The sequence below is a fragment of the Cryobacterium sp. PH31-AA6 genome (genome assembly GCF_030063195.1).
Taxonomy (GTDB): Bacteria; Actinomycetota; Actinomycetes; order Actinomycetales; family Microbacteriaceae; genus Cryobacterium.
In genome coordinates, this window is the sequence record NZ_JASISS010000042.1 from 1 (window position 1) to 18,918 (window position 18,918).

The 18,918-nt window shown below is 66.2% G+C and carries 16 protein-coding genes and 1 tRNA gene; 11 read left to right on the forward strand and 6 right to left on the reverse strand.

Annotated elements, in window-relative coordinates:
- Positions 1 to 35 precede the first annotated feature (35 nt).
- Positions 36 to 4,205, reverse strand: a complete 4,170-nt coding sequence (locus QMG61_RS17460) for a pectate lyase-like domain-containing protein (RefSeq protein ID WP_349358704.1) — start codon at positions 4,203 to 4,205, stop codon at positions 36 to 38.
- A 273-nt stretch (positions 4,206 to 4,478) separates the two neighbouring features.
- Between QMG61_RS17460 and QMG61_RS16760 the strand changes: the two genes are divergently transcribed.
- The gene (locus QMG61_RS16760; protein ID WP_283495475.1) at positions 4,479 to 4,691 is read left to right on the forward strand and encodes a hypothetical protein; all 213 of its coding nucleotides are present in this window, start codon (positions 4,479 to 4,481) and stop codon (positions 4,689 to 4,691) included.
- Positions 4,692 to 4,808: 117 nt separating this feature from the next.
- Here the strand turns inward: QMG61_RS16760 and QMG61_RS16765 are convergent.
- Positions 4,809 to 4,892: transfer RNA gene (locus QMG61_RS16765), tRNA-Leu, on the reverse strand.
- A gap of 407 nt (positions 4,893 to 5,299) precedes the next feature.
- Here QMG61_RS16765 and QMG61_RS16770 point away from each other — a divergent pair.
- From QMG61_RS16770 to pknB, 7 genes are all read left to right on the forward strand, one after another.
- Positions 5,300 to 6,049, forward strand: coding sequence for an FHA domain-containing protein (locus QMG61_RS16770; protein ID WP_283495476.1), 750 nt, complete (start codon positions 5,300 to 5,302; stop codon positions 6,047 to 6,049).
- Positions 6,046 to 6,609, forward strand: coding sequence for an FHA domain-containing protein FhaB/FipA (locus QMG61_RS16775; RefSeq protein WP_283495477.1), 564 nt, complete (start codon positions 6,046 to 6,048; stop codon positions 6,607 to 6,609). Before QMG61_RS16770 ends, QMG61_RS16775 begins: the two co-directional genes overlap by 4 nt.
- A gap of 4 nt (positions 6,610 to 6,613) precedes the next feature.
- Positions 6,614 to 7,843 carry a PP2C family protein-serine/threonine phosphatase gene (locus QMG61_RS16780; protein WP_283495478.1) on the forward strand — a complete coding sequence of 410 codons (1,230 nt, stop codon included), beginning with the start codon at positions 6,614 to 6,616 and terminating at the stop codon, positions 7,841 to 7,843.
- A complete protein-coding gene (locus QMG61_RS16785) occupies positions 7,827 to 9,239 on the forward strand; it encodes an FtsW/RodA/SpoVE family cell cycle protein (protein WP_283495479.1) in 1,413 nt (470 codons plus the stop codon). The genes QMG61_RS16780 and QMG61_RS16785 overlap by 17 nt, the downstream gene beginning before the upstream one ends.
- Complete coding sequence (locus tag QMG61_RS16790) at positions 9,240 to 10,691, forward strand: peptidoglycan D,D-transpeptidase FtsI family protein (protein WP_283495480.1); 1,452 nt, start codon at positions 9,240 to 9,242, stop codon at positions 10,689 to 10,691.
- Entirely contained in the window at positions 10,688 to 12,391 is a 1,704-nt protein-coding gene (locus QMG61_RS16795; protein ID WP_283495481.1) for a protein kinase domain-containing protein, read from the forward strand. The genes QMG61_RS16790 and QMG61_RS16795 overlap by 4 nt, the downstream gene beginning before the upstream one ends.
- A 129-nt stretch (positions 12,392 to 12,520) precedes the next feature.
- Complete coding sequence (gene pknB / locus QMG61_RS16800) at positions 12,521 to 14,146, forward strand: Stk1 family PASTA domain-containing Ser/Thr kinase (RefSeq protein ID WP_502847056.1); 1,626 nt, start codon at positions 12,521 to 12,523, stop codon at positions 14,144 to 14,146.
- Between the two features lie 25 nt (positions 14,147 to 14,171).
- Here pknB and QMG61_RS16805 read toward each other — a convergent pair whose 3' ends face one another.
- Entirely contained in the window at positions 14,172 to 14,810 is a 639-nt protein-coding gene (locus tag QMG61_RS16805; protein WP_283495483.1) for an anthranilate synthase component II, read from the reverse strand.
- Positions 14,807 to 14,968, reverse strand: coding sequence for a hypothetical protein (locus tag QMG61_RS16810; protein ID WP_283495484.1), 162 nt, complete (start codon positions 14,966 to 14,968; stop codon positions 14,807 to 14,809). The genes QMG61_RS16805 and QMG61_RS16810 overlap by 4 nt, the downstream gene beginning before the upstream one ends.
- 83 nt (positions 14,969 to 15,051) lie before the next feature.
- Between QMG61_RS16810 and QMG61_RS16815 the strand changes: the two genes are divergently transcribed.
- Positions 15,052 to 15,297 carry a cell division protein CrgA gene (locus tag QMG61_RS16815; protein WP_283495485.1) on the forward strand — a complete coding sequence of 82 codons (246 nt, stop codon included), beginning with the start codon at positions 15,052 to 15,054 and terminating at the stop codon, positions 15,295 to 15,297.
- A 94-nt stretch (positions 15,298 to 15,391) separates the two neighbouring features.
- Here the strand turns inward: QMG61_RS16815 and QMG61_RS16820 are convergent, their stop codons facing one another.
- Positions 15,392 to 16,225, reverse strand: a complete 834-nt coding sequence (locus tag QMG61_RS16820; RefSeq protein ID WP_283495486.1) for a rhomboid family intramembrane serine protease — start codon at positions 16,223 to 16,225, stop codon at positions 15,392 to 15,394.
- A gap of 11 nt (positions 16,226 to 16,236) precedes the next feature.
- The gene (locus QMG61_RS16825; RefSeq protein WP_283495487.1) at positions 16,237 to 16,776 is read right to left on the reverse strand and encodes a peptidylprolyl isomerase; all 540 of its coding nucleotides are present in this window, start codon (positions 16,774 to 16,776) and stop codon (positions 16,237 to 16,239) included.
- 127 nt (positions 16,777 to 16,903) lie between these two features.
- Between QMG61_RS16825 and QMG61_RS16830 the strand changes: the two genes are divergently transcribed.
- Both QMG61_RS16830 and QMG61_RS16835 read left to right on the forward strand, forming a co-directional pair.
- Positions 16,904 to 17,431: a hypothetical protein gene (locus tag QMG61_RS16830; protein WP_283495488.1), complete on the forward strand. Its 528-nt coding sequence runs from the start codon at positions 16,904 to 16,906 to the stop codon at positions 17,429 to 17,431.
- Between the two features lie 265 nt (positions 17,432 to 17,696).
- A partial coding sequence (locus tag QMG61_RS16835) for a DUF222 domain-containing protein (RefSeq protein WP_283495489.1) occupies positions 17,697 to 18,918 on the forward strand: 1,222 nt, incomplete at its 3' end.

The window sequence follows — 18,918 nt, forward strand, 5'->3', positions numbered from 1 at the left end:
GCCGCGCCCATGTCGATTCAGAACACCCCGCTAACTCAGAAGACCCCGCTCACATCGTCGAAGAAGTAGGTGCGGTCGGACGGCATCGGTGCGTAGCCGCTGACGCCGACGAAGTAGTCGAAGAAGACACTCACCTTGTTGTAGGTGCTGGTCAGGTTCAAATTCTGCGTGGGCTTGGTCAGGTCGTAGGTGGTCGGCCCGTCGGGAATGTAGTGCGTGGACGTGTCGCCGAAGTCGAACGTCAACGTCTCCCACGCCCCGGAGGTCGTGGTGAATGCATCCGTTTCAACGTTCTGACCCGGGTTGGCAGCATTCTCGACCTTCATCCGAACCCGAACGCCCGCAGCGGGGCTGTAGACGCGCATCGTCATCTTGGTTTTCGCGGCCGTGAACGGGATCGTGTCGACCGACAGGTTGGCACCGGTGGACACCGTGGTGCCCGCCGTCGCCGCCGCATCGACTGCCTTGGATACCGTGGCGACCTTGTTCGTGCCACCGGCCGGGTCGGCGACCACCGCGCCACCGTAGTTGCCGAAGTCAGTCAGCGTGTACGTTTTCGCGGGGTCATCGAACGTGATGGCAAGTGAGGCGGGCGGGGGCGGCGGCTGCTCGCCGTCGAAGGTGAAGTCCAGATCGTCCGCGTAGTAGGTCTTCCCTGCTCCGACGGTGCCGAAGTCGAAGAAGATCGACACCTTGTTGTACGTGCCGGCCAGGTCCAGCGCCGCAGTGCCGGCGACCGGGTTGGCGAAATCGAACGTCAACGTGTCCCAACCTCCGGCCACCGTGGTGGTGGCCTCGGTCTCGACTGACTGGCCACCGTTGGTCGCGTTCTCCACCTTCAGTCTCACCTGGATGCCCGCGTCGGGCGACCACACACGGGCCGTCACGTTCTTCTGGGTGGAGCTGAAACCGATCTTCGCGATCGCCTGGTTGGCAAGGTTCGACACCGTGGTGCCGGCCCAGATCTCGGCGCCGACCTCCTTGACGACCTTCGCCACACTGTTGGCAGCGTCGGCCGGGTCGGGTGCGATGGTCGAGTCCGCCGCTCCGCCGAAACCGGTCAGCACCGGCGGGGTGCTTTCATCGAACGTGATGATCTCGCCTGCGACCGGCGGCGGCGGCGGAGCCACCTCCGACAGGAAGATGAGGTCGTCGAAGAAGTACGTGCGGTCGGACGGCATCGGTGCGTAGCCGCCCACGCCGACGAAGTAATCGAAGAAGACACTCACCTTGTTGTAGGTGCTGGCCAGGTTCAAGTTCTGCGTCGGCTTGGTCAGGTCGTAGGTCGTCGGCCCGTCGGGGATGTAGTGCGTGGACGTGTCACCGAAGTCGAACGTCAGGGTCTCCCACGCCCCGGCGACTGTGGTGAACGCATCCGTCTCGACGTTCTGACCCGGGTTGACGGCATTCTCGGCCTTCATCCGAACCCGAACGCCCGCAGCGGGGCTGTAGACGCTCATCGTCATCCGGGTCTGATCGGCCGTGAACGGGATCGTGTCGACAGAGAGGTTCGCACCGGTGGACACTGTACTGCCCGCCGTCGCCGCCGCTGTGACTGCCTTGGACACCGTGGCTACCTTGTTGGTGCCGCCGGTCGGGTCAGCCACGACTGCGCCGCCGCTGTTACCGAAGTCGGTCAACGTGTACGTTTTCGCGGGGTCATCGAAGGTGAGCGCCCAGGACGGCGCCGGAGGCGGCGTCGAGGTCGTGTTGAACGCCTGCTGCGCGGTGGCAGAGGCGGCGTTCACGATGCCGGCCAGATCGGTGAAGGTCCCCGCGGCCACGCTGACCGCGACGGTTCCCGTCGAGTCGGCCGGAGGCGAAACCACGAGGGTGGCGTGCGTGGCGTCGACGCGAACAAACGCGCCCGTCCTGCCACCGGTGGTCACGACGTCATCAGCGGTGAAGCTGGTGCCGACGTCCCGGTTGAACGCGAATGCGAACGTCACATCCCCGGTCGCGGTTGCGGTCGGGACGTTGTCCGTGATCGCGACCGTCAGCGGCGTCGTGGTGTTGAACCCCTGCTGAGCGCTGGCGGCCACGGTGTTGGCCGTGCCGGGCAGATCGGTGTACGTGGCCTCGGCCATGCTCACGTCGATGGTTCCGATCGTGTTCTCCGCGGGCGGCACCACCAGGGTGGCCGTCTTCGCGTCGACGCGGGTGAAGGATCCCCTCGACCCACCCGTGACGACGATGTCGTCCGCTGTGAAGCTGCAGACATCCTCGCTGAAGGTGAACGTGAACGTGACCTTGCCGGTCGCCGTGTCGCCATCGACGTTGTCGGTGATCGCGACCGTGGGCGGCGCCGCGTCGTCAGAGGGATAGAGGACCACGCAACTGGGAATCCCGACTCCCGCCGAGTTCACCGCCAGGCCCTTGTCGTTGATGACGTGGTCCAGGGTTCCGGCGCCCAGCTGGACGCTCGAGAGGTTGTGCATCTTCACGCCCGGCTTGCGGGGCACCTCGAAACCGACCGAGGCGTGGATGGTGGGATCGACGTTGTTGAAGACGTAGCTGCCACCGCCCCACAGCTCGTTCTTGGTGACTGTGTCGGCGACCTTGTAACCGGCCCAGCCCAGAACGCCGTCGTGCTGCCAGGCTGCCTGGTCGGGGGCGTCATAGGGCAGTTCGTTCTGGAAGAAGACGGTCCGGCCGTTCTCCCCGTTCCAGATGACGTTGTACTGCTGGTAGTGCTCGACGAAGAGCCCGGTGGCGGTGACGTTGTCGCCGTTGATGATGACACCGTTCTGGCCGGTGTTGATGTCCCAGCCGACGCTGCCGGCCTTGCCGTGGTCGGCACGCCACGCCCAGATGTCGTCGAGGATCGTGTTGTCGGTATTGACCTCCAGGCTGACCGTCGCCTTGCCCACGTGCGGTCCCCCGACCCGGAAGAACACGTCCTGGAGGGCGGTCGGGTTGGCCGCACTGGCCGTTCCTTTATGGCCGGACGTGGTGCCAACCTGCAGCAGCACCGGCGAGTTCTTCGTTCCCGCATCGATCGTGATGCCGGCGATGTCGATGCCAGGGACGTCGGCAGTGGTCATGACCACTGCACCGTTCACTGCCGTCAAGGTGGCCAGGCCCATGCCGAGAACCACGGTGTCCGCGGCCTTGACCGCGATCGTCTTCTCGACGTCATACACCCCGGGCGTGAATAGGAGGTTCAGGCCTTTGGCGAGCTTGCTGTTGATGGCGGCTACCGAATCGGACGGCTTGGCGATGAAGAACTTGGACAACGCGATCGCGCGCCCGAGCGTCGGTCCGCTCTCCCAGGTGGTTCCGGAGTAGTTGGACCTGGGCGCCGGCACGAAGACCTGCCACGCACCCGCGGCATCAATGAAGAGGTAGGGTTTCTCCCGGCTGGCCGGGCTCTTGGCGAGCGTGGTGTACGGGGGCTCGGGGTAGGACTCCGCCGGTGCTCCCTGAACCCCAGCGAACACCTGGTTCCACACGCCGTTCGACCAGGCGCCGATGTTGCTGTCCCGCACCAGATACTGCTGCTGAGAGCCGTTGACGATATCGCCCGTCTTGGAATCGGCGATGAAGCCTCCGCTGGCGAACTGCGGCCCGTCGGTGCAGAAGTCCATCAACGACAGCTTGCCGCCGGTAATGTTGACCCGCCGCATCGGCGAGGCCTGCGAGGCAGCCCAGAAGTTGGTGCCGGCCCGGCATCCATCTAGTCCCGTCACGTTGATCGTGAGGTTCGACACCGAGCGCCAGAAGCTGTCCAGGGCGAAGCAGCCCGTGGCCTCCCGGCACCGGTTGTAGACGTCGACGTGGCCGTTGATCGTGACGTCGGTCGGGGATTGCCCCAGCCCCGCCACCTCGGTGTAGTAACCGACCTGAATGATGAGGGGTTCCTCGGCGCTGCCGTAGGTGCCCGGCTTGAACAGGAGAGAGTATCGGTTCGTTCCCATCTCATCGTTGACCTGCGTGGCCGTGATGGCATCGACCGTGGCCTGGATGTCGGCCACGGGCATGCTGGGATCGAATATTTTGACGTTCGGGCCGAAGTTCGGGGCGGCCACGGGTGCCGGTCGGGCCGGGGCGGCGAACGCCGCGTCGGGGACCAATCCTGTTCCGGCCGCAAGTACGCCCAGCAGGACGGCGACGCTTCCGGCGATCAGCCGAATGCGGAGGCGGGAAAGTTTTTGGATCTCGGGCCTGGGGGCACCTCGACCGGGGCGGAAATGGGATAGCGACATTGCTGGTCCTGCTCTCTCTGAACGGTGCGGCTCCGATTCGCAGTGACGATGAGATCAGTTACGACAGGTGTGAGAGCGCTCCCACGGATGAGGCTAACACCCTTTTTGGGGGGGTACCCGCCTCATCGCCAGAGAAAACTGCCTGTTCACACGGGAGGCCGCCCGGACACTGACGGGCACCAGTGCTACTCCCGCCCCGACCCGACCGGCTACCTCGCCGTGGCCAAGGTCACTAGCGAAATCCTCCCGGCAATCACCAGAAAATCGCTCACCATGCCGCTGCGGAACGGGCCGAAGCGCGGCCGGCACTTCCCGCACGGTAGCGCCGATTGGAAGGCCAGTTACCGGATGAGGAGGATCCTCGACGGCTTCAACGGTTACGCCAAGGACCCCACGGACGCAGGCATCGCGAACGCCGCGCACAGACGCACTCGCGGAAACTCGTTCGCCTACCTCGCCTCGGCGATGGCACTGGTCAGGAAATAGCCAGTTCAAACTCCAAAAGGACACAAAAAAGAAGGCCGGCACCGGAATTTCTCCCGGCCCGACCTTCTTGTTCACATTTCACAACCTCGGAGCTCGTATTTCACGAACTCCTCGCTGTGCGCGAGGGGGGACTTGAACCCCCACGTCCTTTCGAACACTGGCACCTGAAGCCAGCGCGTCTGCCAATTCCGCCACTCGCGCGAACTTAGGAAGATTAGCACTTTCTGCGACCCATCCGCCATTCGAGGGTTTTCGGGGCGCGCGGCTGGTCTCGACGGGCTCGACCACCGACACGTTTCGGGGCGCGTGGCGGCTCTTGACGGGCTCGACCACCGGGCGGGCGTGAGGCCGTCGCCGCGCCCGTTTCCGCACGATGCGCCCGCGCCAGCGGGCGCGGGCTGCGGAAACCGGCGCGGCGATGGCACGCCATCGGGGGTGCGCGGCGTTGCTCGACCACCGGGACCTGAGACGGTGGCGCGGCGGGCGTTCCGCGCGAGACGGGAACCCTCCCGTAGGATGACAAACCGTGCCCTCAATTGCCTCGTGGGCGAGTTCACACTTCAGGCAAGTAACATGCAGATAGCCGAAAGGATCGGATCGGGAGACCTGTGGGCATTCTGGACAACTTTGAAAAGGGATTGGAACGCGCCGTCAACGGCGCATTCGCCAAGACCTTCAGGTCGGGGCTGCAGCCAGTGGAGATCACCTCCGCACTGCGCCGCGAGCTTGACACGAAAGCAGCGGTCGTGTCCCGCGATCGCATTCTTGCGCCCAATCGCTTCGTCGTTCGGATGAGCCACGCCGACTTCGAGCGGATGGCCAACCTCGGCCCGACCCTCATTGACGAGCTCAGCGAGCTGGTCCAGCAGCACGGCCGGGAGCAGCGTTACCAGTTCGCCGGCGGCGTCTCAATCGCCCTGTCCGACGACCGCGGCCTCAGCGAGGGTATGGTGCAGATCGACTCCAGCACGGTCAAGGGCAGCGTCACCTGGATGCCCGTGGTCGACGTGAACGGCAAGCGTTACCCGATGACCAAGTCCCACACCGTCATCGGCCGCGGCAGCGACGCCGACATCACGGTCGACGACACCGGCATCTCCCGCCGCCACGTCGAGATCCTCTGGGACGGCGCCACCGCCCAGGTGCGCGACCTGGGCTCCACCAACGGTTCCCAGCTCAACGGGTCGACGGTCAAGCAGGCCATTCTCGAACCCGACTCCGTCGTCACCATCGGTCGTACCCGGATCGTGTTCCGAGTCATCGCCCAGGCCGCCGCCGGCGAGCCCACCGCCGACCGCCGCCACGAGTCGCCCGTCGATCGCCACGACATGGGCGGTTTCTGGGGGCCATCCACATGAGCGTCAGTGAGCTAACCCTTCTTGTGCTGCGCCTCGGCTTCCTGCTGTTGCTGTGGATATTCATCTTCGGAATCGTCTATGCGCTCCGCAGCGACCTGTTCGGCCATCGGGTGCGCAAACAGCAGCAGGATGCCGCGGCGTCCGCCCCGCAGATGGCCTACGTCGCTGCGGCCACGCCTGTTCCCGCCGCCGCGGCCCCGACCGAGCAGTTCACCGCCCGGCCGTCCGCTCCCCCGGCGAGCTCGGGTCCGGAACGCGCGAACGCCCGGAACGCGACCCGCCTCGTGATCACCTCCGGCCCGAAGTCGGGCACGGAGTTCCCGCTCACCTCAGACTCGGTCACGATCGGCCGGTCCGGTGACTCGAGCCTGGTCATCCGCGACGACTACACCTCCACCCACCACGCCCGGCTGATGCTCTGGAATGAAGAGTGGATGATCCAGGACCTGGACTCGACCAACGGCACCTTCCTGAACGGCTCACGCCTCGCCGTTCCGACGCCGGTCCCCCTGAATACGCCCGTCAAGATCGGCGCGACCAGCTTCGAGCTTCGGCGGTAGCTGCATGGCGACAGTCAGTCACAGCGCGGCCGCGTCCCACGTTGGAAAGATCCGGTCCAACAACCAGGACTCCGGGTATTCCGGCCGCCAGCTGTTCATGGTCGCGGACGGCATGGGCGGGCACGCCGGTGGCGACGTCGCCTCCGCCATCGCCACCAAGCGCATCATCGAGGCAGACCAGCCGTACCGGTCGCCGCAGGACGCCGAGTTCGCCCTGCAGGCCGCCCTCATCGCCGCGAACTCGCAACTCGCCGAAACCGTCTTCGAGCACACCGAGCTCACCGGGATGGGCACCACCGTCAGCGCACTCGTCGTTCTCGATGGCGAAGTGGCGATCGCCCACATCGGCGACTCGCGCATCTACCTGCTCCGCGACGGCGAGCTCTCCCAGATCACCGTCGACCACACCTTCGTGCAGCGTCTCGTGGACAGCGGCCGGATCACCGAGCAGGAGGCCATGGTGCACCCGCGCCGGTCCGTGCTCATGCGCGTGCTCGGCGATGTGGAGTCGTCGCCCGAGATCGACACGTCGATCCTGGCCACCCTCCCCGGTGACCGCTGGCTGATCTGCTCCGACGGCCTCAGCGGCGTCGTCTCGAACGGCGGCATCGCCGCCGCCCTCTCCACCTCCCTCGACGCCCAGGATGTCGCGGATCGCCTGGTCAAGGAAAGCCTCGACGGCGGTGCGCCGGACAACGTCACCATCGTCGTCGTCGACATCGGTTCCGCCAACGCCCGGGTCGACGTTCCCACCGTGGTCGGCTCTGCCGCCGCGCCGCTCGCCTTTGGCGAGGAGCCCGGCCGCAGCCGCGCGCTCCGAATGTCGAGCCTGCGCCTGCACCCCGTGCGGGAAACCCACTTCGAACCCGATTCCCAGGACTACCTCTCCGAGCTCATCGAGGAGGACGAGCGCCGGGCCCGAAGGCGCAAGATCACCTGGCTGCTCGGGATCGTCCTGCTCATCACAGCCATCTTCGGTGCCGGATTCGGCGGCTACCAGTGGACCCAGACCCGCTACTACGTCGGGGTGGAAGGCAGCAACGTCGCCATCTTCAAGGGTGTGCAGCAGGACCTCGGCCCGATTGCGCTGTCCTCGGTCTACGAAGACACCACGATCAAGGTGACCGACCTGCGGGTCTTCGACCGCCAGCAGGTGCAGCAAACCATCAGCGCGACCTCCCTGGAAGACGCGAAACTCATCGTCGAACGGCTCCAAAATGCCACCCTCAAGTAACCGGGCCGCGGCGACGGATGCCCCCGCCCGCCCGCAGGGCACCAAACCGGGCAAGGTTCGCCGTCTGCATCTCCCGCAGAAGTTGCGCCACCTCGAGCTCTTCCTGCTCCTGATCGCGTGCGGCATCAACGCGGCCGCCGTGATGCTCGTGCAGCTCGGCGCGCTCGGTCACATCGACACCACGCTCGTGCTGCTCGGCGCCGGCCTGTCGGTTCTCGTGCTTGGCCTCCATTTTGTGCTGCGCGCCGTCGCCCGGGACGCCGACCCGTTCATCCTGCCGATCGCCTCCCTGCTCAACGGCCTCGGCATCGCCATGATCTACCGCATCGACATCGCCAACGGAGACGCCGGCTGGGAGAGCGCCGCCGTGCGCCAGACCGTGTGGAGCGCGCTGGCAATCGCCTGCGCGATCACCGTCGTGCTGGTCATCCGCAACCACCGGGTGCTGTTCCGCTACACCTACGTCGCCGGCTTCATTGCCGTCGTTCTGCTGCTCCTGCCGCTCGTGCCGGGTCTCGGCCGTGAGGTCAGCGGCGCCCGGGTCTGGATCGGCATCGGCTCGTTCGCCACCTTCCAGCCCGGCGAGATCGCCAAGATCGCGCTGGCCGTGTTCTTCGCCGGCTACCTCGTGCGCAATCGCGACAGCCTGTCGATGGTGGGCAAACGTGTCCTGGGCATGCGTTTCCCCCGACTGCGCGACCTCGGCCCCATCCTGGTGGTGTGGGCACTGTCGATGTCGGTGATCATCTTCCAGCGCGACCTCGGCACGGCGCTGCTCTACTTCGGCCTGTTCCTTGTGATGTTGTACCTGGCGACCGGCCGACTCAGCTGGGTGCTCCTCGGCATGGCGCTCTTCCTCGGCGGAGCGATCATTGCCAGCCAGACCCTCGAATACGTCAACGGCCGTTTCACCAACTGGCTCGACGCGCTCAACCCGGATGTCTACGGCGCCAGCGGCGGCAGCTACCAGCTGGTGCAGGGCCTCTTCGGGCTCGCCAAGGGCGGCCTGATCGGCACCGGCCTCGGCCAGGGGCGGCCAGACATCACGCCGGTGCCACAGAGTGACTACATCATCGCCAGCCTGGGTGAAGAACTCGGCCTGGCCGGACTGTTCGCCATCCTCGCGCTGTACCTGCTCTTCGTGGCCCGCGGCTTCCGCATCGGCTTCGCCGGCAACGACGACTTCGGCAAGCTCCTCGGAGTCGGCCTGTCCTTCGTTGTCGCCCTCCAGTGCTTCATCGTCATCGGCGGCGTCACCCGGGTGATCCCGCTGACCGGTCTCACCACGCCCTTCCTTGCCGCGGGTGGTTCATCGCTGGTCGCGAACTGGATCATCGCCGCCCTACTGCTCCGCCTGTCCGACACCCTGCGCAACCAACCCAGGCTGGTGGTCTAAGTGAACCGCGAACTCAAGCGCGTGAGCATCGTCGTGATGCTCATGTTCGTCGCCCTGCTCTCGTCGACCACGATCATCCAGGTCTTCCAGGCGGACAGCCTCACGGCGGATGCCCGCAACACCCGCACGCTCTACGACAGCTACTCGGTCGAGCGCGGCGCCATCCTCGTTGCCGGCAACCCGATCGCGCAGTCGATGCCCGTCGCCGACGATTACAAGTTCCTGCGCACGTACAGCAACGGTCCGCTCTACGCGCCGATCACCGGCTTCATTCCCCTCAACGGGTCGCCGACCGGCCTTGAGCACGCCCTCAACCCCGAGCTCAGCGGCACCTCGGACTCGCAGTTCTTCGACAAGATGAACGCCCTGATCACGGGCCAGAACCCCAAGGGCGCCTCGGTCGAGGTCACCATCGACCCGGTCGCGCAACAGGCCGCGTGGGATGCCCTCGGCGACCTCACCGGTTCGGTCGTCGTCACCGAGCCCAAGACCGGTCGCATCCTGGCCATGGTCTCCAAGCCAAGCTACGACCCGAACCTGCTCACCGTGCACGACAACCAGCAGCTCACCGACAACTATCAGTCGCTGCTCAGTGACGACACGAACCCCCTGATCGACCGGGCCATCAACGCGCTCAACCCGCCCGGGTCGGTCTTCAAACTCGTCGTGATGACGGCCGCTCTCGAATCCGGCAAATTCACCCCGGAGAGCACCTTCCCCAACCTGCCCGCCTTCCAGTTGCCCGGATCCAGTTCGATCGTGATCAACTCGGGCGGCGGCACCTGCGGGAGTGGCTCAACGGTGACGCTCGCCACGGCGCTACGCCTCTCCTGCAACATCCCGATGGCGGAATTGGGGCTCCAACTCGGCGACAAGGCGATTCGCGACACGGCCGAGAAGTTCGGATTCAACACGGACTACACGATTCCGCTCAAGGTCGCGCAGAGCAACTACCCGCTCGAACTCGACGACGCCCAACTGGCCCTGTCGTCGTTCGGACAGACCAATGTGCGCGCCACCCCACTTCAGATGGCCATGGTCTCGGGAACAATCGCCAACGGCGGCATGGAAATGGCCCCCAATCTGATCAGCCAAATTCTCGCCCCGAACCTGAGCCCGCTTCAGACCTTCGAACCCCGCTCCCTGAAACGGGTGATGAGCGCGAAAACTGCCGCGACAATCACCCAGATGATGGTCAATGGGGTCCAGGACGGTGCCGCCAGCAATGCAAGAATAGATGGGGTCAACGTGGCAGGTAAGACGGGAACGGCAGAGAACGCCGCCGACGATCCTTACACCTTGTGGTTTACCGGATTCGCCCCTGCGGAGGATCCGAAATATGCAATCTCCGTTCTCGTCGAGGATGGCGGGGGACTTGGCCAGACGGGGTACGGCAATCTTGTTGCCGCACCAATTGCAAAGCAGGTACTAGAGGCGGTGCTGAACAAATGAGACCCACAGCAGGGCTCACCTTCGGGGGACGATACGAGCTGCAGTCCCGGATCGCCATTGGCGGGATGGGCGAGGTGTGGCAGTCCGTCGACCTCGTGATCGGCCGCACCGTCGCCATCAAGATCCTCAAGGACGAATACCTCGGCGACCCGGGCTTCCTCGAGCGCTTCCGCGCCGAGGCCCGCCACGCCGCACTCGTCAACCATGAGGGCATCGCCAACGTCTTCGATTACGGAGAAGAAGACGGCAGCGCCTTCCTCGTCATGGAACTGGTGCCCGGCGAGGCGCTCTCCACCATTCTCGAGCGTGACCACGTGCTGCCCACCGACAAGGTGCTCGACATCGTGTCCCAGACGGCTGCCGCGCTGCACGCCGCGCACGCCGCCGGACTGGTCCACCGCGACATCAAGCCGGGCAACCTGCTGATCACCCCCGACGGCCGCGTCAAGATCACCGACTTCGGCATCGCCCGCATCGCCGACCAGGTTCCGCTGACCGCTACCGGCCAGGTCATGGGCACCGTGCAGTACCTCTCACCCGAACAGGCGAGCGGTCGCTCCGCCTCGCCGACCACCGACATCTACTCGCTGGGAATCGTCGCCTACGAGAGCCTCGCCGGCCGTCGCCCCTTCACGGGCGAGTCCCAGGTGGCCATCGCGATGGCGCAGATCAACGAGACCGCGCCCGACCTGCCCGGGACCGTGTCCGAGCCGGTGCGCAACCTCGTCATCTCCTGCCTGGCCAAGAACCCGGCCGACCGGCCGGCCTCGGCCGCGCACCTGTCCCGGGCAGCGGCAGCGCTGCGCCGCGGGGACATCGCCGCGGCCGCGGCATCCGTGCCGGCGATCATGAACGGGGTCACACCGACCGCCGCCACCATGCTCATGCCCGGCGCCGGAAACATGGACGCGACAACAGTGCTTCCCACCGGGGCACCGGCCACGCGCGCGTCGACCGCGGCAGCGGCGGCGGCAGCCGCGAGCAGCAAGAAGCGCAGCCCGTGGACGTGGCCGCTGATCGCGCTGATCGCGCTCCTGGCGATCGTGCTCACGGGAACCCTGATCGCCCTCTTCACTCAGCAGCAGGGTGACACCCCGGTGGCGACCCCCTCGGCGACGTCAACACCGAAGACGACGCCAACGCCGACCCCCACACCGACTCCAACTCCCACGCCGACCAGTGACACGGTCGAGGTGACCCTGGCCGACTACGCGGGACTCACCAGCGCTGACGCCCGCGACAAGCTGGCCGCACTGGGCTTCGTCGTCGATGTGCAGACCGGCAATGCCTCCACGAAGGCAGAGGAAGTGCCCGACACGGTCTATTCCGTGAACCCGACCGGACCGGTGCGCAAGGGTGAGAAGATCACGGTCAAGGTCTACGGCTCGGCCGTGACCCCGGATGCCCCGGCCACGGCGCCCACCGCTACCCCGGCCGCGACCGCACAGAAGAAGCCGGTCACCATCAACTGGACCGCTCAGTCCTGCCCGAGTGGGCAAAACCTCTCGGGTTACGAGGTGCTGGCTGAGGGGCAGGGCGCGGAGTCACCCGCCCCGGTCGGTGCCGATACCACGTCAGCGGTCGTCACCACCGGGCCGGAGACCGGAACCTTCACCGTCAAGTTCCGTTACTTCTGTGGAGACACCCCGTCTCCGTACTCTCCGTCGTCCACCCCCGTCACCGTCACGGCCGTGCCGTAATCTCTGCCGGGAGTGTTCCGGTAAAATAACAGAGATCCGTGTCCGCGAACTGGGAGTAATGCTTTGACTGATGAAGGCCGGCTGCTCGCAGGGCGATACCGCGTGGGCGCACTCATCGGGCGAGGCGGCATGGCCGATGTCCACATCGGCACGGACTCACGGCTCGGACGCACCGTGGCCATCAAGCTGCTCAAGTCCTCCCTGGCCTCGGACCCGGCGTTCCGAACCCGTTTCCGCCAGGAGGCGCAGGCCGCCGCCCGGATGGCGCACCCGACCATCGTCCGAGTCTTCGACGCCGGCGAGGAGACCGTCGCCGACTCGAGTGGCGGCGAAACACAGATCCCCTTCATCGTGATGGAGTACGTGGACGGTCGCCTGCTCAAGGACATCATCCGTGAGGGGCCGCTGAACACGGCGGAGGCCGTGCGCATCATCGACGGCGTGCTGACCGCCCTCGAGTACTCGCACCGTGCCGGGGTCGTGCACCGCGACATCAAGCCGGGCAACATCATGATCACCAAGACCGGCCAGGTCAAGGTGATGGACTTCGGTATCGCCCGCGCCATCTCCGACTCGTCGACGACGGTCGCGCAGACCACCGCGATCCTCGGCACCGCCTCCTACTTCTCGCCCGAGCAGGCCAAGGGCGAGTCGGTGGATGCCCGCACCGACCTGTATTCCACCGGCGTCGTACTCTTCGAGATGCTGGCCGGTCGTCCGCCGTTCCGCGGCGACAGTCCCGTGGCGGTGGCCTACCAGCACGTCAGTGAGAGCCCGGTCAAGCCCAGCTCGATCAACGCGAAGGTGTCGCCGGCACTGGACACCGTGGTACTCCACGCCCTGTCCAAGGACCGGTTCGCCCGCTACCAGAGCGCCGTCGAGTTCCGCAACGATGTGGAGACCGCGGGTTCCGGCCAGATTCCCGTGCGGCGCACCGTCGACGAATCCGGTACCGGCCTGTTCGGGGCGGCACCGACGGCCGTGTCCGGCTCCGAGCTCGCGCTCAAGCAACTCGCCGAGGACGAGACCATGGTGCGCACGCAGCGTCGCCCCCCGGTGATCTGGGTGTGGGCCGGCATCCTCAGCGTGATCGTGATCGTTCTCTCGGTGATGATCTGGGCCTTCAGCCTCACGCCGAGCAGCGACCTGCCCGACAACTCCCGCAAGGTCCCGTCACTGGCCGGTGAAACCTACGAACAGGCGCAGAACGAACTACTCGACCTTGACCTCGCGGCCACGATGGCCCAGGAGCCCAGCGCCACGGTTCCCAAGGATAAGGTCATCCGCACCGACCCGCCCGCGGGCACCATCGCTCAGCCGACCGACGTGATCAAGGTCTACGTCTCCACGGGTGCGCAGCCGGTCGAGGTGCCAGATGTCACCAATAAGCCGATCGCGGATGCCCAGGCCGCCATCACCGCGCTGGGTCTCGTTCCCGGCTCGGTGACCCAGGAGAACTCGACGACCATCGCTGCGAACCTGGTGCTCAGCACCGACCCCGCTGCCCTGAGCGCGGCGAAGACCGGCGACACCGTCAATTTCACGGTCTCGAGTGGTCTTGTCACCCTGCCGGATGTCGTGGGCCAGTCCCTGTCCGCTGCGCAGGATCTGGTCAATGCCGTCCTGCTGAAGCCGATTCCCACACCCGACGACAGCTGCCCGGCGAAACCCGGTGACCCGATCACCAAGCAGTCCCTCCCGGCGGGTGACGTGCCGCAGCAGACCGAGGTCACGCTGACCTATTGCATCGGCTGACCGGTACCCCGGCCGGACAGGCGCTTTAGCTGAGCTTCAGCATGGGCGTGAGACCCTTCGCGGTCTCTTTCGCCTCGGGGAGTCCGGCCAGCGCGAGCCAGTTGCCGAGCATCCGGTAGCCACCCTCGGTCAGCACGGACTCCGGGTGGAACTGCACTCCGAGAATCGGCGCCGATTCGTGCCGGAGGCCCATGATCACACCGCCCTGCGTGCGAGAGGTCACCACGAGGTCGCTCGGCACCGTCGAGTCGACAACGGCGAGGGAGTGGTAGCGCGTGGCCGTGAACGGCTGCGGGACGCCATCGTAGAAAGCGCTGTCGTCGTGGGTGATCAGGCTGGTCTTGCCGTGCATGAGCTCGTCGGCGTTGGTCACCGTGGCACCGAAGGCCTCCGCAATGGCCTGGTGGCCCAGGCAGACGCCGAACAGGGGCAGCCCGGACTCCAGCGCCGCGCGCACGATGGGAATCGACACACCGGCGTCAGCGGGCTTGCCGGGGCCCGGGGAGAGCAGCACCCCGTCATATTCGGCGATCCTCGCGGCAGCGTCGACGTCGGCGAACGCGTCGTTGCGCAACACCACCGTCTCCGCGCCCAGCTCCATCAGGTAGCCGTTCAAGGTGTAGACAAAACTGTCGTAGTTGTCGATGACGAGAATGCGGGTCATGGGCTTGCCACCGTGGCTTCCTGGTTGTTGACGATCGAACCCACCCGGGGGAACACCCAGGTGGCGAGACTGAAGGGGACTCCGGCCTGCGCTGTCTGCGGTCGCGTCGCGGTCCGCGGCTTCTCCTCCGCGGAGGCGAGCTCGTCTCGGTCGGGCATGGTCTCGATTCTAATCGGCGCGCGGGAGCGCGCCGACGGGCCGCCTGTGGGGGGGAATGGGCAGACAGGCTAGAATCGCAGGCATGGCACGCACTAATCCCCGCACCAAGCCCGCCCGCTCCGAGGTCGTTCGCTCCGGCGAGGACGCGCCCAATGCCGTCTGGTTCAAACCGGTCATGTTCGGCTTCATGCTGATCGGGCTGGCCTGGATCATCGTGTTCTACGTGAGCCAGGGCACGCTGCCCGTCGCCACGCTCGGATCCTGGAACATTCTGGTCGGCTTCGGGATCGCCTTCGTGGGCTTCCTGATGACGACCCGCTGGCGTTAACACCCCCCTTTCGGGGGTGGCAATTACACCCGTGTAATTATCCCCATGTGGAAACTCCTGTGGATAACTTTCAGGCCAGAACCCGTGCCGAAGACTAGGCCAGGAACTTGGCGAAACTGAGGGCCACGAGGAGCGCTCCGAAGGCGGCGATCAGCGTGGTTTGCAGCCGCTGATCCTTGAGCCGCCGGGTCTGTACGAAGATCAATCCGATGACTGCGCCGCCGATCAGACCACCCACGTGCGCCTGCCAGGCGATGCCCAGGCCGGGGATGAAACCGACCACGAGGTTGATGCCGACCAGGATCAGCAGTTGGGTCGAGTTGCCGCCCAGTCGACGCTGAATCACCAGGAACGCGCCCATCAGAGCGAAGATGGCCCCTGACGCGCCCACCACAGCCACGCCGGGTGAGGACAGGAAGAGCACGCCGAGGGATCCGGCCAGGGCGCCCAGAATGTAGAGCGCGAAGTAGCGTCCGCGACCGAGCATCCCCTCGAGGATCTGGCCGAAGATCCACAGCGTGTACATGTTGAGTCCGACGTGCAGGAAAGATCCGTGCACCAGAGCCGTGGTGAGCATCCGCCATGGCTCGAAATTCGCCGGGTAGGAATACGCGCCGGCGTAAAGCAGGAGACCGGTGATGCTGCCGCCGAGGAAGAACTGCAGCACGTAGATGCCGAGCGTGACGCCCATGATGCCGTAGGTGACGGTGGGGCCGTCGGACCGCCTCAGACGGGTCAACACGGCTGGTTTGGTGCGGGGGGCGTTCTTGCGCTGCTCCCGCATGCACTCGGGGCAGACCACGCCGACTGCGGCCTGGGTTTGGCACTCGGGGCAGATGGTGCGGCCACAGCGCTGGCAGAGCACGAAGCTCTGCCTGCCCGGATGCCGATAGCAGAAGTTTGCGGCGGCTCCGGGCAGGTCACTCATGGGTAGAAGGCCTAGGCCTGCTCGACGGTGACGCTCTCGATGACGACCTCGGTGAGGGGGCGGTCACGGCCGTCGGTGGGGACCGTGGCCAGCTTCGCGACGATGGCGCGCGAGGCTTCGTCTTCGACGGCGCCGAAGATGGTGTGCTTGCCCTGGAGCCAGGTGGTCGGCACGACGGTGATGAAGAACTGCGAACCGTTGGTGCCACGGCCGCCCTGGATGCCCGCGTTCGCCATGGCGAGCACGTAGGGCTGGGTGAAGTCGAGGTCCGGGCTGATTTCGTCATCGAACTGGTAGCCCGGTCCACCGGTGCCCTGGCCGAGCGGGTCACCGGCCTGGATCATGAAGTCCTTGATGATGCGGTGGAAGACGGTCCCGTCATAGAGGGGCGCCTTGGAGACCTGACCGGTGGAGGGGTGCTTCCACTCGATCTCGCCGGTCGCGAGACCAACGAAATTCTTGACGGTCTTCGGCGCGTGATTGCCGAACAGGTTGACCTTGATCGGTCCGAGGGTGGTATTGAGCGTGGCGACGGCAGTGTGCTTTGACATGGGGACAATTCTTGCACAGCCGGATTAGCGCAATCTGACCGCCGAACAGGGGATACCCAGAGCGCTCCCAGTCGATTGCGTGGCAAGATGGAAGAAGTTAGCCACATGACATCGATGGAGGGTCCAGATGAGCCTGTCACGCAAGCGCCGCAAGGAACTGACACGGCTGCGCAAGAGCGCAGACGAATTGTGGAACCACCAGCAGGAAGTACTTGAGCGCGCGAACCAGATTGCGCGCGAGGCCGGTCGGCAGGCCGGCGTCCTCACCCGTGAAGAAGTCGTGCCCCGGGTGCGCGAGAGCTACGAACACCTCGTCCTTCCCAAGGTGCAGGCCACCCAGGATCTGGCCGATGGTGTGCGGCAGCAGGTCGTCGACAAGGTCCTTCCCGGCCTTGGCAACGCGATCGGCACCGTCATGAGCGTCGGAGACGTCGCTCGCGACGCCCGCGTTCGCGCCGCGCTCAACCGCGTGCGGTTTCAGAAGCCCGTTGTGATCGAGAAGAAGGGCATGGGCGCGGGCAGCTACATCGCCATCGGTGTCGGCCTCGCAGCCGCTCTCGGAGTCGCCTACGCCGTCTGGCAGACCTTCCGCGCCGACGACGAGCTGTGGATCGCCGAAGACGAGCCCACAGCCGCCACCTCCGTCGAGGACTAGTCCTCGAGGTTTGTCAGGAAGGGCCCGCATCGAAGGATGCGGGCCCTTCCTCTTTTAATCCCGCGCCCCCCTTCGCTTCCGCCCCGGCGGTCGAGCCCCGGTGGTCGAGCCGCTCGGTGGTCGAGCCGCTCGGTGGTCGAGCCGCTCGGTGGTCGAGCCGCTCGGTGGTCGAGCCTGTCGAGACCACTGGATAAACCTTCGAAAACTTATCCACAAGACGTGACAAACTATCACATCTGTGTTCCATTCTTGCTAAAATCATGTTATGACCACCCCGGCAGACCAACTCAGACAAGCGGCAGATGCCGTCGCCCGTCTGGGCTGCAACAGTGCCGACTATGAGGCCCTCTCGGATGCCGCCGCCCTGGCCGGGCAGCGTGACATCGCGACCGCCCGTCAGCTCCTGGAGACCTGCGCCGCGTGGATGGCCGGCACCATCGCCCGTCGTTCCCGCCCGGAGCTGGGCCACTCGGGTCTCGCCGCCCGACAGGGGTTCCTCTCCCCGGAGGCGATGATCCAGAAGGTCACCGGCTCGAGCAAGAATGAGGCGTTCAAGCTCGTCGCCGTGGGCACGATGCTCGCCCGCACCGAAGCCGCCGATCGGCAGGCCGAGCAGGAGACGCTCACACCCGGCGATACCACCGTGGACACAGATCCGGGCTCGCCCGGCCCTGAGGGCCTACTCAGACCCCCCGCGAGTCCGACCGGACCCACGGGATCACCAGCCGCCACGGGATCACCAGCCGCCACGGACACGCCCACGTCGTGGCAGGCGCCGATCGCCCGCGCCGTCGCCGCCGGCACCCTCTCCGTCGACGCCGCCGAGTCCATCCGTCAGGGCCTGGGCGATATCGACACCGCCGTCACGGCCGACCGGCTGGCCGCCGCCCTGACCGTCCTGCTGGCAGAGTCGGCGGGGTTGAACGCGGACCAGTGCTTCCGCCGGGCGAGGCGGCTGCGGGACGACCTCGATACGGCCGGCATCGCCGCCCGCGAGAAGCAGGCTCACGACGACCGGTACCTGCGCGTCTACCGCCTCCGCGACGGGAAAATACGTCTGCACGGACTCTTCGCCCCCGAAGACGGCGAGTTCGTCCTCTCCACCTACGACGCCCTCACCAGCCCCAGACGCGGCGGGGTGCGCTTCGTCGACAAGAAACGCGCCGCCTGGGCCAAACGAATCCAGAACGACCCCCGCAGCACCGAACAAATCGCCGCAGACTCCTTCCTCCAGTTGCTCAAGCTCGGCAGCGAAGTCGACCCCGGCCGCATGCTCGGCGGCCGCCGCCCCGCAGTGCGCGTCATCGTCACCCAAACCGACCTCGCCCGACAGGGAATTCGCCCCGCAGCCACACCGGCAACCGCGACACCGGAATCACCGGCAGCCCCGACCGCACCGGAGTCCCCGGTCGCGTCGACCGCACCGGTCGCCGCCACCGCTCCCACCGACCAACTCACGCCGCCAGACCCACCCCCGGACCCGCCGA